Source organism: Vibrio sp. G-C-1 (assembly GCF_021728015.1).
Taxonomy (GTDB): domain Bacteria; phylum Pseudomonadota; class Gammaproteobacteria; order Enterobacterales; family Vibrionaceae; genus Vibrio; species Vibrio splendidus.
The window spans coordinates 143,103-158,446 of record NZ_JAKKCR010000005.1; the positions used below are offsets into that span (position 1 = coordinate 143,103).

Here is a 15,344-nt window from a genome sequence, read left to right on the forward strand (position 1 = left end):
CTTTAATATGGAACTTACGACAACAGTAATGGAACTACGTTACGCACTAGACACTTTTTTCTTCCTCATTTCAGGTGCGTTGGTCATGTGGATGGCTGCAGGCTTCGCAATGCTTGAAGCTGGCCTAGTTCGCTCAAAGAACACCACAGAAATTTTAACTAAGAACATCTGTTTATACGCTATTGCTTGTACGACTTTCTTAGTGGTTGGCTACAACATTATGTACGTAGATAACGGTGAAGGTGGTTGGTTACCTTCATTCGGTACTTTAATTGGTACTCAAGGTGAAGGCGCAGACCATTCACTAGAATCTGACTTCTTCTTCCAAGTTGTGTTCGTTGCAACGGCAATGTCGGTCGTTTCGGGCGCAGTGGCTGAGCGTATGAAGCTTTGGTCATTCCTTATCTTCTCTGTGGTTCTAACAGCGTTTATCTACCCAATGGAAGGTTACTGGACTTGGGGTGGTGGCTTCCTATCAGAAGCAGGCTTCAGTGATTTCGCAGGTTCAGGTATCGTGCATATGGCTGGTGCTTCGGCTGCGCTTGCTGGCGTATTGTTACTCGGTGCTCGTCGAGGTAAATACGGTAAAAATGGTGAAATCTACCCAATCCCTGGTTCAAACATGCCGTTGGCAACATTAGGTACGTTCATCTTATGGTTCGGTTGGTTCGGCTTCAACGGCGGTTCTCAGCTAATGGTTTCAGACTTTGAAAACGCGACAGCGGTTGGTCAGATCTTCCTTAACACCAACGCAGCAGCAGCAGCAGGCGCAATCGCAGCATTACTAGTATGTAAAACAACTTGGGGTAAAGCAGACTTAACAATGATTCTTAACGGTGCGTTAGCTGGCCTAGTCGCAATCACTGCGGACCCTCTATCACCATCACCTTTATTTTCTGTAGCGATTGGTTCGGTATCTGGTGCCTTGGTTGTATTCAGCATCATTGCTCTAGATAAAGTGAAGATTGATGATCCAGTGGGTGCTATCTCAGTTCACGGTGTATGTGGCTTCTTCGGTCTAATGGCTGTGCCTCTAAGCAACGCGGATGCAACGTTTGGTGCTCAACTATTGGGTGCAGCAGTAATCTTTGCATGGGTATTCGGAGCTAGCCTAGCGGTATGGGCAGTGCTTAAAGCAACAATTGGTATCCGTGTAACCGAAGATGAAGAACTAGAAGGTATGGACATGCACGATTGTGGTGTTGGCGCTTACCCTGAATTTGTATCAGTAAAGTAATCAAAGAATAAAGCTTAATGTAGACAAAGAGTAAGCTAGTCTAAGAAACCCCATAACCATTGGTTATGGGGTTTCTTGTTATCTATGTCTAAGCAACAATGATCTCTCAAGAGAGAGTGAGCGAGTATTTTGAATAGGAGATGACATGAATATCCCCTGAAATACATTGTTACAAAAGTGCGAGCTTGATGGTGCTGAGTAGACGAATTTTTTGTCGGACATCATTGTAATTATGTTACTGATGAATATAATAACGCAACTGATATAGATTATCATTTCGATATAAAGGATTTTACAATGAAAAAACTGCTAACACTTTCAGCTCTAGCGTGTAGTGTGATTGCCCCGACAGCAATGGCTGCGGAAGAAGTGAACGTATACTCTTACCGTCAACCTTTCCTAGTTGAGCCTATGTTCAAGGAATTCACGAAAGAGACTGGCATTAAAGTAAACGTTAAGTTTGCTAAAAAAGGTTTAGCAGAGAAGTTAGCTCAAGAGGGTGAATACAGCCCAGCTGACGTTGTATTAACTGTCGATATCAGCCGTTTATCTGAACTAACTAAACAAGGTCTAGTTCAGTCTGTTGAAAGTGATGTACTTGAAAAGAACATCCCTGCTCAGTACCAAGATACTGCTAACGAGTGGTTTGCTCTAACAACTCGTACACGTAGCGTTTATTCTTCACGTGACCGTGTTGGTCGTCTAGGTGAAGAGTTCACTTACGAAGATCTAACTAAGCCTGAATTTAAAGGCAAAATCTGTACTCGTAGCGGTAAGCACCCATACAATGTTTCTCTAGTATCTTCGATGATCGCTCACAAAGGTGAAGCTGAAACGAAAGAGTGGCTAGAAGGCGTAAAAGCAAACCTAGCACGTAAGCCTCAAGGCAACGATCGCGCACAAGTTAAAGCGATTAAAGAAGGTCTATGTGATGTTGCTCTTGGCAACAGCTACTACCTAGGTAAGATGGTTAACGATAAAGAGCAAAAAGCTTGGGCTGATGCTGTTTACATTAACTTCCCTAACCAAGAGACAACAGGTACTCACGTGAATATCTCTGGTATGGCAATGGCTAAATACTCTCCAAACGAAGAGAATGCCGTTAAGCTAATGGAATTCCTATCTGGTAACACAGCGCAAAGCATGTACGCAGAAGTGAACTACGAATACCCAGTGAAAGCAGACGTTAAACCTTCTGAGCTTGTTGCTTCATGGGGTGAATTCAAAGCTGATACAATTTCTCTAGACCAGATCGCTGACCACCACGCAGCAGCAATCAAGTTATTAGATGAAGTTAAGTTCGATCTTTAATTTATTACTGTAGGCTTCGGCCCAAGTAAAATGACAACCTCAAGTCGCCATTTTCGGTCACTTGGGGTTGTTTGTTTTTGGAAAATCACTTTTTGATACAAAGCTCGTCGTTGATCCCTTGAGTTATTAGCATCTCACCTTGAAGTCGTTACAGTATATGGGTATAAATAACCCCACCATTAAAAGGATATGAGATGTATTTGCAAATGCATTTGTGTTTCATTAAGCCTCGTTGTAGTTAGGCGATGAAAGAAAAGAATTATTTATGGAACACCAGTAGCGGCATTATTGCAGTATTGCTGGTTTTACCGATCTTAGCGATTTTTACGACGGCTGTTGGAGAAACAGATGAGCTATTTTCCCATCTGATGTCCACAGTGATGCCCACCTATGCTTACAATACGGTGGTTTTAGTCATAGGAACCATGTTCCTGTCTTTAGTTTTTGGTATTCCGTCTGCTTGGATTATGGCAATGTGCCGTGTGCCGGGTGAGCGTGTTTTACAGTGGGCACTGGTACTGCCATTAGCTATGCCAGGCTATATTGTCGGGTATATCTTTACCGATTGGTTCGACTTTGCAGGCCCTGTTCAAGTGCTACTGCGAGATCTGACTGAGTGGGGACCCGGTGAGTATTGGTTCCCGGATATTAGAACGTTATCGGGTGCCATTATTGTTCTGTCCCTCGTTCTTTACCCGTATGTTTACTTGTTGTGCCGCGCGGCATTTATGGAGCAAAACGTCTCCTTATTGCAATCCGCTCGGTTGCTAAAATGCTCACCTTGGGAAAGCTTTCGTCGTATCTCTTTACCGCTTGTTCGTCCTTCTATGGCGGTAGGTCTATCGCTTGTCGCAATGGAAACCATCGGTGACTTTGGTACCGTGAGTTACTTTGCAGTCAACACTTTAACGACAGCGGTTTACGATACCTGGTTAGGTTACTCAAGTTTAACGGCTGCAGCGAAAATATCGGCAATTATGCTGGTTATCGTGATCCTACTGTTGAGTTCAGAGCGCTATAGCCGTCGTAAACAGAAACTGTTCCAGAATCAATTTAGCAGTCGTGAAGACTTTCGCTACGACTTGTCCGGTTGGAAAAAATGGTTGGCACTGTTCTGGTGTTGGGGATTAGTGTGCGTTGCATTCTTGTTTCCTCTCGGTCAGTTGATGATCTATGCCTACAAATACTTTGCGCAAAGCTGGACGCCTGAATTCAGAGAGTATGCGGTTAACAGCCTTTATGTGTCAGTAGTCGCGGCGATTATTGGCGTTATCATTGCGATGATTGTGAATTTTAATCAGCGTGTTAGCCCAAGTAAGAAAAATCAGGCTTACATGCGTATTGCTTCGATGGGCTATGCCGTTCCTGGCACGGTGTTAGCGATTGGCGTGATGGTACCTGTGTTGTTTATGGATCACTTGGTCAATGACATCGCTAAAGTGATGGAGTGGGGACGACCTGGTTTGATCTTCTCTGGTTCCATGTTTGCGCTTATCTTTGCAATGGTCGTGCGTTTTTCTGCAGTGGCGATCGGCAGTATCGAAAGTAGCTTGAGTAAAGTATCTCCTTCATTGGATATGGCTTCTAAAACCATGGGTTGTAATACCAACCAGATGTTACGTCGCGTCCATTTGCCTTTGATTAAACGCGGCGCGTTGATCGCAGGTTTACTGGTGTTTATCGAATCAATGAAAGAGCTAAATGCAGCTTTGCTGTTACGTCCTTTTAACTTCGAAACATTGGCGACCTATGTTTATAACTATGCCTCAGATGAGCACCTAGAGTTGGCGGCAATGCCTGCTGTATTATTGGTGTTGGTGGGTTTAATTCCTCTGATCATCGTTAACCGTTCTTTGGAGCAGAAACACTAATGAGTTGTGCATTATCAATTAAAGATCTGACTTGTAAATATGAGTCGCAAACCATCTTGGAATCGCTCTCGTTAGAAGTTGAGCATGGTGAAATTGTTTGTCTTCTTGGTGCCAGTGGCTGCGGAAAAACAACTTTGCTTAAGGCGGTTGCAGGGCTGCTTCCATTAAGTAGCGGAATCATGAGCTTGAACTGTCAAACCATTGATGATGGTGATAATTGGTTGCCACCAGAGCAACGAAACATCGGTATGATTTTCCAAGATTACGCCCTGTTTCCGCACCTGACGGTAAACCAGAATGTTGGTTTTGGCCTTAAAGATCTCTCTGATCAGCAAAAGAAAGATAAAGTCCAAGAGATGTTGGAGCTGGTTCATTTAGATGAATTCGGTGACCGATACCCACATCAACTTTCTGGTGGTCAACAGCAGCGCGTAGCGATTGCTCGTTCTTTAGCATACAAGCCAGATTTATTGTTATTGGATGAACCTTTCTCAAATATCGATACTCAGGTTCGCCATGAGTTGATTTCTCAGATTCGTAAAATATTTAAGAAGCAGGGTGTGACAGCTATTTTTGTGACTCACAGTCGTGAAGAGGCGTTCGCGTTTGCAGATAAGATGGCAGTAATGAACCATGGTGTGATTGAACAGTATGGTTCGGCATCGGAGCTTTATTTCCATCCATCGAGTAAGTTCGTTGCAGACTTTTTGGGCGGCGGCAGTTACCTCAATGCACAGCGTATTTCAGAGCTGGAGTTTGAAACCAGCTTGGGTGTGGTTGAAGCTAAACCACAAACGGAGATTGAATTTGGCAGTGCGTGTGAGCTTCTTTTAAGACCACAGCATATCCAAGCTAGTTACGAACAAGACAGTGCTATTTCAGTACTAGAGCAGCAATTTATGGGCGATCACTGTCGTTATGTTATTGAAGCACATGGTCAAAAGTTATTGGCAACCTCGTCAGAAGCGCTTGAAGTTGGTATGCCGGTTAACGTAAAAGTGGATACCAAAGGCGTATTGGCGTTCTAATTAGGTACAACTCATAGTACCGCTAATTCTCGATAAACCATAAAAAAGCCCAGCACTTTAATCGAAAGTACTGGGCAAAAGCTCTTCATCTATAAGGGTTAACAAGGCAGTGATTTGTTAAGTCCCATACAAGACTGCTGCGCTCTATAAGCCTATAGAGAGAGGAAGTCTTTCACTTTTTGAAGAACATGTTCTGCAGTGTCTTTATCTTCCATTTCTGCGAAGATTCGTAGCAATGGCTCAGTTCCTGAGAAACGAGCAATCACCCAGCCGCCATTCTTGAAGTACACCTTGGCACCATCTTCATAGCTGACTTTTTCAATTTCGTATTCAAATTCAGGCAGTTGTTTTTCGACGTAGATCTTGGTGTAGAGCGCTTCCTTCTCTGAAGGTTTAAACTTGCAATCGCCTTCCGCCGTATACGCATAGCCATACTTAGAGTAAATCTCATCAAGCAGCTCAGACAGCTTCTTGCCTGTCACACTGATCATCTCAACCAGTAAGCTCGATGCGAACACGCCATCCTTACCTTTGATGTGACCTCGAATGGTTAAACCGCCCGAGCTTTCACCGCCAATTAGTGAATCATCGGCTTCCATTTGAGAGCTGATATGCTTAAAGCCTACAGGAACCTCAAAGCTCTTCTCACCATGATCTGCCGCTACTTTGTCGAGCAGATGTGTGGTGGCGATGTTACGCACGACAGAGCCTTTCCAGCCTTTGTATTCCAATAAGTAGTAGTAAAGAAGCAGTAACACTTCGTTAGGGTGAATGAAGTGACCTTTCTCATCGATGATGCCTAAACGGTCGGCGTCGCCATCGGTACCAATACCAATGTCATAGCCTTCTGCTGCTACCAAATGCTTCAAGCGATACAGCGTAGCTGCATTAGGAGATGGCATGAGACCACCGAAATCTGGGTTCTTACCATCGTTGATCACGTCGACATCACAGCGAGCGCTGATTAACACGGTTTGCAGTGCGTTTTTCGCCACGCCAAACATTGGGTCAATCAGTACACGTAGGTTCGCTTTCTTAATCGATTCGATATCAATAGCGTTGATAATCGAGTCAACAAAGGCGTTCATTGGGTTGATGATCTCGATTTCTTTGTCGTTTAATGCTTGTTCAAAATCGACTCGGATAACGTCTTCGTTGGTCAGTGTTGCGATTTGCTGTTCAATCTTCTCTGTGATGATCTCATCAGCATCACGGCCACCTTCAATGAAAACCTTGATTCCGTTGTAATCAGCAGGGTTGTGAGAAGCGGTAATACAGGCTGAGTAGACACACCCCATCTCTTTCGCTTGGAACATCACGATAGGAGTCGGAACGAACTTGTCGATAAAGCTCACTTTGATGTTGTTGGCTGCCAATACTTCAGCAAACCAGCTCGCGGCTTTATCTGAAAGGAAGCGGCGGTCATAGCCGATAACGAAGCCGTTTTTCGCTGCATCTTCATTATTGATGATGTTAGAGAGTGCTTGTGCCACTAAGCGGACGTTTTCTCTAGTGAACTCTTCACCAATAAACGCGCGCCAGCCGCCAGTACCAAATTTAATCATTAGAAAATCCTTTTAGTCTCACTATCTCAAGCCAGTAAAGACTTGAGATAGGAGCTGTTCATCAAATTAAGTGATTAGCCGAGTACAACGATAACTTCGTTCACGCTGCCTTCTGCTTGTACCGGGATTGCGCCTTCAACTGACTCATCATTGATAGTGATAGAGGCAACGCCTTTGCTTACTGCATTCGGGTTCTGCACTGTGATGTTGTAAGTCGCGCCACGCCATTGACGAGTAACCTCGAACTCTGGCCAATCAGTCGGGATACATGGATCAACTGTTAAGCCTTCAAAGCCTGTACGAACACCAAGAATGAAGTTGGTTACCGCGAAGTAAGCCCAACCAGAGGTACCTGTTAACCAAGGGTGGTTTGCACGACCATGGTCTTGGTGATCTTTACCCATGATGAACTGCACGTACGAGTATGGTTCTGCGTAACGCGTTTCAATCATGTCGTTTTGGTTGTACGGGTTAAGTGCGTCGTAGAACTTCATAGCACGGTCACCACGACCTAGCTTCGCTTCTGCTACCCAAGCCCATGGATTCGGGTGAGAGAAGATTGCACCATTCTCTTTAACGCCTTGGTAAACGCGAGTTACGAAACCGATATCGTCGTTTGGTGTTGCGAATGAAGGAGAGTTTAGGTGCAGGCCATATTCAGAGAAAAGGTTCTCATCGACAGCGTCCATCGCTTTCTCGCCACGCTCTTGAGATACCGCGCCAGATAGAACCGCTAGCGTGTTTGACTCAAGGTGCACACGACCTTCAGCTTGTTGAGCGGTACCGATCTTGTCGCCATTTTTAGTCAGACCACGGATGTACCAGCCACCCTCGTCATCCCAAAGGTGTGTTTCACACGCTTCGCGAACGTTAGCTGCCATTTCAGTGTATTTAGTAACGTCAGCATCGTTATTACGGAACTTAGCTAGGTCTAAGAATTCTTGTAGCGCCCAGAAGTGTAGGAATGAAACCATTGAAGATTCACCGCCACCTAGGTTCAAACAGTCATTCCAGTCAGCACGAAGACCTTTACAGATACCGGTTTGCCCTACGTATTCTGCAGAGAAATTCAGCGCCGCTTTCATGTGCTCGTAAACCGTTGCTTCGCCACCATCTGCGTATGGAATCACTTCGTCAAAGAAACCGTGTTCACCCGTTTCCATCACGTACTTGATGATGGTTGGTACGATCCACAAGTGATCATCAGAACAGGTATCGTCAATGCCGTGGATCTTGTCGTCGTCTGAAGGCGTTGGAACAACCGTTGGTGATTTTGAAGGCTCAACGTCAGCTTTCTCTGGATCGAACCAATCAGGATCGAACAAGTGTAGACCGTAGCCCGCTTTCACTTGGCCACGAAGCAGATCGATAATGCGCTTCTTGGTCATTTGTGGGTTGGCATGAGGTACTGAGATCGCGTCTTGCGCCGTATCACGGTAACCAAGGCCAGTACGGCCACCGACTTCAATGAAGGATGCAAAGCGCGACCAAACCACACAGGTTTCCGCTTGGTAAAGCGTCCACGTGTTGATCATGGTGTCTAAGCCTTCGTTTGGAGACTTAACTTGGAACTTGTTGCAGCGTTCATCCCAGTGATCTTTGATACCTTGGAAAGCCGCATCGACGTTTGCTGTATCTTGGTACTTCTCACGTAGGCGTTCACCGTTGCCTTTACCGATACCGAGTACATACGCAAAGCGGACTTCTTCACCCGGTTGAATCGTAAATTGCTTGTGCAGAGAACCACAGTGGTTGTAACAGGTTTGAGCGCTGTTAGAACACTTACCGTTTTCAACCGCAATTGGATTTGCTTCATCACGGTACATGCCTAGGAAGTTGTCACGTTGGCCATCGTAGCTGTCTGGTGAGAAAGTTGAAGCTAGGTAGTAGAAGCCTTCAAAGTCGTTAGTGTTGTAGTACAGGTCGTACTCCAGAACACCTTCTTGGTAAGACGTGCCTGCAGAGTACAGAGACATCTGATGGTTCTGGTTATCAGATTGGATGTGGCTGAAAGAGAACTCAACAAACGAGAAAGTGCTGATAGTACGTGGCTTGTCAGTGTTGTTCTTTAATACAACGTCCCAAACTTCTGCATCTTCACCTTTAGGTACGAATAACGTTTTGGTTGCTGTAATACCACTGTATTCACATTTGAATTTTGAGTATGACAGGCCGTGACGAACTTCGTAGTTCGCTTCATCTAGGCTCTTTGCCACTGGCTGCCAAGAGATAGACCAGTAATCACCTGTCTCATCATCACGCAGGTAAACATAGTGTCCTGGACGGTCGAATGTGCCGTTTGGACGGAACTTAGTAACACGGTTGTATTCCGGAGAATTGTAGAACGAGTAACCGCCCGCATTGTGCGAAATTACGGTACAAAACTTTTCAGTACCTAGGTAATTGGTCCAAGGTGCTGGTACATCAGGGCGAGTGATGACGTATTCGCGATTGTCGTTATCGAAATAGCCGTATTTCATTGTCATTTCCTTTTTAACAAACTGCATCTATGCAGCTAATTTTTAAATAGTGATACTGAGTCTTATCTGACTGAGCACCTTAATTTGAGTCAGCAACTTAATTTGAGTCAGTATCCACTCGATATGAGTGTCGCTTTGATTTTGTTTTATTGAGCTTTCCAAGGGTTGCGATAATCAACATTGAGTCTGTCGAGTAATGGCAGGTGGCCCTTTAGGCGAGATAGGTAATCTAGCCAGTTTCGGTTGTTTTTATGTGTCCAACATCCTTCAGCTAAAGCGCTAATTCTTGGGAATACCATGTAATCCATACGCTTTTGGTTGGTGACGATCTCACACCATAGAGCACACTGAATTCCGCGGATCCGCTTACGAATTGGGTCGGTGTCGGATATCTCAGCAAGCGCTTCGTAGGTATAAGCTTGTTCTAATGGGATAACGGCAGCCCAATCTACGCCCGGTTCTTCCGGTGCATAATCTTGGGTCATGTCGAGATAGGTAAATTGTGCCGGTTGCAGCACCACATCAAAGCCTTGGCGAGCGCAATTCACTGCAGCTTCTTCACTGAGCCACGAGTAGATGATGGTCTCTTTACTGACTTTGTCGCCGTGTTGCGCTTCTTCCCAGCCCACCATGCGCTTGCCAAGTTGCTTGAGTTTGTTCTCGGCATAACGGAATAGGTGGCCTTGTAAGTCTTTGCTGTCTTGATATTGATGCTCTTTCATCAAAGCTTGAGCAGCAGGGCTGTTGGTCCACACTCCCGGTGGCACTTCGTCTGCACCCATGTGAATTAATTCGCTAGGGAACAGCTCTGCGACCTCTTCAATAACTGCATCTAGAAATTGGTAAGTGCCTGGTAAACCTGGGTTTAGCACGTTGTCGTTGTAGTGCTGAATGCTCTTGTATTGTGTGGTGTCTGCTTGCTCAACTAGCATGTCTGGCAGTGATTTGATTGCGGCGCGACAGTGTCCCGGGATATCGATCTCTGGGATCACCGTGATGCTGCGTTGCTCTGCATATTCAATGACTTCTCGAATCTGTTGTTGTGTGTAGAAGCCGCCATAGTTGTCAGCAATGTGGGTGTATTGCGGTTCTAATGCATGATCAGGACCACGCCAAGCGCCAATTTCTGTTAGCTGAGGCAGGCTCTTGATCTCAATTCTCCAGCCTTCATCATCGGTTAGGTGCCAGTGAAAAACGTTGAATTTGTACTGCGCCAATTGGTTGATTAAACGTTTCACTTGCTCTACCGAGTGGAAGTGACGAGCGCAATCCAACATCATGCCTCGGTACTTAAAGCGAGGTTGATCGGCGATTTTGCAACATGGTATAGAAAAGCTCTCGGCATCCAGTTGTCGAACCAATTGAATCAAGCTTGCCACGGCGTGTGTGAAGCCAGACTGGCTGCCTGATTCAGCAATAATCTGTTGTGCAGTGATGGTCAGCTTGTATTCGGCTTCATCTAACGTCGGATTGCTGCGAAAGAGAATTTTGCCGCTTTCGTCTCTTGACTGTTCAGTGGAAAGCGCATTCGAAAGAGACAACTCAAAGGTCGAGAGCAATTCTTGCTGAAACCAAGAGACTGCCTTATCAGCAAGATGAGATTGAACCTCAATTCTGCAGTCGTTATTTAGCGCGAAGTTACTTAGCGCGAAACTACCTTGCTGAAATTCGATCTGATTTGGCTGAGGGATTAATGCAATCTCAGCAGCGTTAACTTCAGGTATTTGATTGCGTTCACGGTATGGCGAAGCCAGTACAATAGGTGATATCGCGACAGGGAGTACCGATGTTTCCCCATCATGATGTGACTGGATAAAGGCATCATTCAAGCCATCAGAATAGAAGCGGAATGGTGCGCTTTGAATACTGAATTCAAGGTAGAAATGGTTATTGGCCTTTAACACTGGCGAATTTGGTTTGAACGAGCAAAAGCTTCCTACTTGAGTCAATTCACCTTGCGATAAACTCTCAGGAAGGATGAATCGGTCAAAGGCAAAATGCAGTGACCAATCTTGTACGTCGAGGTCACTTAAGTTATGTACCGTAAGGCCGAATCGGCAGTTATTTTTTTGTTCAGAAAGAACAGCTAAGTCGATGCGATAATTCATATAACTTCCTGCTAAGCCTGTTGATACAAGTTGTGTTGTGATTTCCCGGCAAACATCAACGCGCCTTCGATAGCGTCGAATTGAGGTTTAACGATCCATTGTTGTACTGGTGGCGATAGCCAGTTGTGAATGCGTTCAGCGATACTTCCCATTAAGCACACCTTGTCAGCGCCTTTTCGATGCAGTGCTAAGACAAACATTTCGATATCAGCTGCAGTTTGCTTGAGCATCTCGATAGCCAGTTCATCGCCTTCATTTGCCAGTTGAAAAATAACTGGAGAAAATTGACCGTAATCTTTTGGAATCGCGCCTTTTGACCACGCCACGATCGCATCAACATCATTATTGAAATGATTCATAACGTGTTTGGTCAGCGCGGTTTTGTTGCGAATGCCATCTTCAGCGAGTAGAACTTGCTGAATTAAACGAAGGCCCATCACTGCGCCTCCGCCTTGGTCCGAAATTGGGAATTCACGACCGCCAACCACATGTTGCTCGCCGTTGTTCAGGTAGATACCACATGAACCGGTGCCACCGATCATGATTGCACCGTCTTGGCCATTGTGAGCACCAATGCAAGCGCCGTAAGCGTCGGTATTTAGTGTCATGCTTGCGAAAGGGTGTGTCTGTGCCATGAAGTCGAGCCATGCCGACTTTTGCTCTGCACCAGCCAGTGCTAACCCTACATGCATGTTTGAGAAATGGTTTGAGTCGAGTTGTCCTTGCTGAGCAGCTTGGGTAATGGCATCAACGATAGAGTTCATCGCAACATCAACACCCAATAGAATGTTGGCACTGCCACTCTTTGCTTCACCAACCAGCTTGCCTTGGTCATCGCGAATTCGAGCTCGACAAGATGTACCGCCTCCATCAATACCTACGTAGTAAAGAGTCATGATTATTGCTCCTTACTTTGTGCTAGGAAGTTGAATTGTGAAGCCGTTGCCAATAGGAACCAAGCGCCGTGAGGGAGCCATTGCTCACCCCAGCGCCAGTTTTGAAGCATGTCGTCTTTTTGAGCTGATGGATTGAATGCGATGTCTTGTTCGTCTTCGAAACCAGCCGTGATGCCGTTGCAGATCCCGCCTTTCGCATTGAAGAAACCAAGCTGTGGTAGATAGTCTGGGTTGTTATGACCGTGACCATCGAGCATGCACATGTGGTAAGGATTCAATCCTAAAATCCAATCAAGGCTGTTTTGTGAAAGCTGGATTAGACGCTGTTGAAGGTCATTATCTTTAATGTGCGGTTGAACTAGGTAAGCCATGGTTGCGATTGAACCAAGGCGAGCATTTTCGCCTTGCCACCAGTAACCTGTCTCATTCTGTTGAGCGACGAAGAAGGCATCACGTTTATCACCATCGACAGATTTAACGTACTGTCTTGGGTAGCCGAATGGGTTGGTGACTTTGTCGGTAATGTTGATTTCGAACTGGCAAGCTTGCTCAACAGCTGTGCGAGCCTGTTCTTTTAATTCAGCATTGGTTTCGTTGTCGATGTATTCGCATAGCGCAATCACCGGAAGGCCAGCTTCTGCTGCATGAAAGTATGGGCGAGAGCCATCAGAATTTGCAGACCAGAAGTGCTCAAATGAATTATCTGACTGTTGGCGAGAGATTAAACGAGTCGCCCAAGTTCTTGCTTCTGTTAGGTATTGCTGGTCTTGAGTTACGCGATACAGCTCATTGGCTGCGAGCAGGGCACAATACTCATCGATGATGTTCTCTTCGCCATCGTTTAGGTACTGGAGGTTGTACTCTTTTAGGTGCCAGTAACCCTTAACAGCCGTTTCAAGGTAGGTGTGGCTCGAGTAACTGCCAGAGGTTTCAAGCTCAGATGCAGCAGCCAGTGCTGCAATAGCGACGCCTGCACCTTGTCGGTAGCCAGCTTGTAAGTCTGTTGATTTATGGCCTTCTTGAGTCGCATAAGCGCAGATGTCGCGCTGATTGATATCTTTGCTCCATTTGTCGAATACCGTCATATAGAAGTATCCGTCGGCGTCTTGCATACGCACTAAGAAGTCGGCACCGAACAGAGCCTCTTCCGTTAGACGAGTCATGGAGAATTTTGGGAAGTCTGGGTTATGGCTAGTCAAGCGTACACTTTTTAGCATGTTCCAAACGACCATTGGAATTTGTTGTGGGTTTAGGTAGTTACCATAAGACAGGTGGCTAAAATACTTACTGACATCTCCTGATGCGTCATACCATCCTCCGTGGACATCGACGTATCTGTCGGTACCTAGAATTTGTGCTTGTCGATCTTTTTTGTCGAAAATACCGCCACAGCGTTGTGACTTAAAGTAATGAAGCACATCAGAGAATGTGTGGTTCATTAATAGGTTGCTACCAATCTCAAATACTTCTGAACGCAGGTTGTCAAAACGTAGGTAGTAGCGACCAGATTCAGTAACTGAACTGAAATCGATAGTGAAGAATTGCCCTTGATGCCAATTTGCTACGCGGCCTTGTTTAACCACATCAAAGCTTCCGACAGTCATATGATTGTCTGCACAGACGAGTAAAGCCGTAGTGCTCGATAGACGAGCTTTCTTTGTTTGTAAGATAGCTTGCTTTGGGCCTGTGGACTCATAGCCAATATGGTTGGTCAATAACAGCATCAATACTCTCCGACAGTCCTAGTTTCTATTGGCTAGGTACTTGAATGTTTTGGATATAAATAGTTAGGGTCCGCAGACCCTAACTTGGACTTTATTGCTTAGCTTTCGTGTAGGTAACAACGTACAAAGTGGTTATCAGCTAACTGTGTAACTCCTGGCAGCTGTTCTTTACACTTGTCCATCGCGTGAGTACAACGGCCTGCAAATGGGCAACCTGCTGATACTGGTGTCCAAAGTGGGATCTCCCCTTTGTTACCTGCTAGTTGGTCGTGGATCGATTTCTTAGGATCTGGAACTGCCGAAACCAATAGCTGAGTGTAAGGGTGTTGAGGGTTAGCAATCACGTCATCGGTATCGCCCCATTCCACCATGTGTCCAACGTACATTACGGAAAGGTCTTCAGCGATGTAACGAGCAGTTGCGATGTCGTGAGTGATGTAAAGTAGAGACATTTGCTTTTCAAACTTCATCTCTTCCATTAGGTTCAAGACACCAGCACGAATCGATACATCAAGCATTGAGGTTGGCTCATCTGCGAGAACAACTTCCGCACCTACCGCGATGTTACGTGCAAGGTTGACACGTTGACGCTGGCCACCTGAGAGTTGGTGAGGGTACTTTTCTGCCGTCGCTTGCGGTGGTACTAACCCCACTTGCTCTAGAAGATCGTATACACGTTCCTGTAACTCTTTCTTGTTGCCCGGAGATACTTTTTTGTGGATCAACAAAGGGCGAGCGATGTGGTGGAAGATATTGTGTGTTGGGTTCAGTGAACCAAACGGGTCTTGCCATACCATCTGCACACCTTCACGGTAGTGCATGAGATCTTTTCTGCTTGAGATCTCTTGGATATCGCGACCTTTGTATTCGATCGTACCGCCCGAAGGCGCGTACATTTTTGCGATCATTTTTGCTGTTGTTGATTTGCCTGAACCTGACTCACCAACCACCGCTAGGCCACGGCTTTTATACATCTTGAATGACACGTCGTTAATCGCACGCATCATTGGGGTTTGAATGGTGGTACTGCTTATTGGGAAGTCTTTTACGACATTCTTGCCTTCTACCAATAATTGACCGAAATCTTTGCTCATAATTGTCTCCAGAATCCTTGTTCGCTTTGC

10 protein-coding genes are annotated in these 15,344 nt (G+C 45.6%); 4 read left to right on the plus strand and 6 right to left on the minus strand.

Annotation, left to right across the window (positions count from 1 at the left end; all coding sequences use genetic code 11):
- The first annotated feature begins 7 nt into the window (after positions 1–7).
- From L3V36_RS09680 to L3V36_RS09695, 4 genes are all read left to right on the plus strand, one after another.
- Entirely contained in the window at positions 8–1,237 is a 1,230-nt protein-coding gene (locus L3V36_RS09680) for an ammonium transporter (RefSeq protein WP_017088370.1), read from the plus strand.
- Between the two features lie 297 nt (positions 1,238–1,534).
- Entirely contained in the window at positions 1,535–2,548 is a 1,014-nt protein-coding gene (locus L3V36_RS09685; protein WP_017084266.1) for a Fe(3+) ABC transporter substrate-binding protein, read from the plus strand.
- 245 nt (positions 2,549–2,793) lie between these two features.
- Positions 2,794–4,419: an iron ABC transporter permease gene (locus L3V36_RS09690; protein ID WP_108208110.1), complete on the plus strand. Its 1,626-nt coding sequence runs from the start codon at positions 2,794–2,796 to the stop codon at positions 4,417–4,419.
- Complete coding sequence (locus L3V36_RS09695; RefSeq protein WP_108121755.1) at positions 4,419–5,447, plus strand: ABC transporter ATP-binding protein; 1,029 nt, start codon at positions 4,419–4,421, stop codon at positions 5,445–5,447. Before L3V36_RS09690 ends, L3V36_RS09695 begins: the two co-directional genes overlap by 1 nt.
- A gap of 152 nt (positions 5,448–5,599) precedes the next feature.
- Here the strand turns inward: L3V36_RS09695 and L3V36_RS09700 are convergent, their stop codons facing one another.
- From L3V36_RS09700 to L3V36_RS09725, 6 genes are all read right to left on the minus strand, one after another.
- Complete coding sequence (locus L3V36_RS09700) at positions 5,600–7,012, minus strand: phosphoglucomutase/phosphomannomutase family protein (protein ID WP_208775161.1); 1,413 nt, start codon at positions 7,010–7,012, stop codon at positions 5,600–5,602.
- A 74-nt stretch (positions 7,013–7,086) separates the two neighbouring features.
- Positions 7,087–9,492, minus strand: a complete 2,406-nt coding sequence (locus L3V36_RS09705; protein WP_208775163.1) for a N,N'-diacetylchitobiose phosphorylase — start codon at positions 9,490–9,492, stop codon at positions 7,087–7,089.
- Between the two features lie 146 nt (positions 9,493–9,638).
- Positions 9,639–11,600: a family 20 glycosylhydrolase gene (locus L3V36_RS09710; RefSeq protein WP_208775165.1), complete on the minus strand. Its 1,962-nt coding sequence runs from the start codon at positions 11,598–11,600 to the stop codon at positions 9,639–9,641.
- An 11-nt stretch (positions 11,601–11,611) separates the two neighbouring features.
- Positions 11,612–12,496 (minus strand): N-acetylglucosamine kinase, encoded by an 885-nt coding sequence (locus tag L3V36_RS09715; RefSeq protein ID WP_208775166.1) that lies wholly within the window; start codon positions 12,494–12,496, stop codon positions 11,612–11,614.
- 2 nt (positions 12,497–12,498) lie between these two features.
- Complete coding sequence (locus tag L3V36_RS09720; protein WP_208775168.1) at positions 12,499–14,220, minus strand: glycoside hydrolase family 9 protein; 1,722 nt, start codon at positions 14,218–14,220, stop codon at positions 12,499–12,501.
- Between the two features lie 98 nt (positions 14,221–14,318).
- Positions 14,319–15,314 carry an ABC transporter ATP-binding protein gene (locus L3V36_RS09725; RefSeq protein ID WP_017080764.1) on the minus strand — a complete coding sequence of 332 codons (996 nt, stop codon included), beginning with the start codon at positions 15,312–15,314 and terminating at the stop codon, positions 14,319–14,321.
- Positions 15,315–15,344: the final 30 nt, after the last annotated feature.

Bases quoted from the DNA above. Each gene is read 5' to 3' on its own strand.
- L3V36_RS09680 (WP_017088370.1), top strand. From the start codon at position 8: ATGGAACTTACGACAACAGTAATGGAACTACGTTACGCACTAGACACT.
- L3V36_RS09685 (WP_017084266.1), top strand. From the start codon at position 1,535: ATGAAAAAACTGCTAACACTTTCAGCTCTAGCGTGTAGTGTGATTGCC.
- L3V36_RS09690 (WP_108208110.1), top strand. From the start codon at position 2,794: ATGAAAGAAAAGAATTATTTATGGAACACCAGTAGCGGCATTATTGCA.
- L3V36_RS09695 (WP_108121755.1), top strand. From the start codon at position 4,419: ATGAGTTGTGCATTATCAATTAAAGATCTGACTTGTAAATATGAGTCG.
- L3V36_RS09700 (WP_208775161.1), bottom strand. From the start codon at position 7,012: ATGATTAAATTTGGTACTGGCGGCTGGCGCGCGTTTATTGGTGAAGAG.
- L3V36_RS09705 (WP_208775163.1), bottom strand. From the start codon at position 9,492: ATGAAATACGGCTATTTCGATAACGACAATCGCGAATACGTCATCACT.
- L3V36_RS09710 (WP_208775165.1), bottom strand. From the start codon at position 11,600: ATGAATTATCGCATCGACTTAGCTGTTCTTTCTGAACAAAAAAATAAC.
- L3V36_RS09715 (WP_208775166.1), bottom strand. From the start codon at position 12,496: ATGACTCTTTACTACGTAGGTATTGATGGAGGCGGTACATCTTGTCGA.
- L3V36_RS09720 (WP_208775168.1), bottom strand. From the start codon at position 14,220: ATGCTGTTATTGACCAACCATATTGGCTATGAGTCCACAGGCCCAAAG.
- L3V36_RS09725 (WP_017080764.1), bottom strand. From the start codon at position 15,314: ATGAGCAAAGATTTCGGTCAATTATTGGTAGAAGGCAAGAATGTCGTA.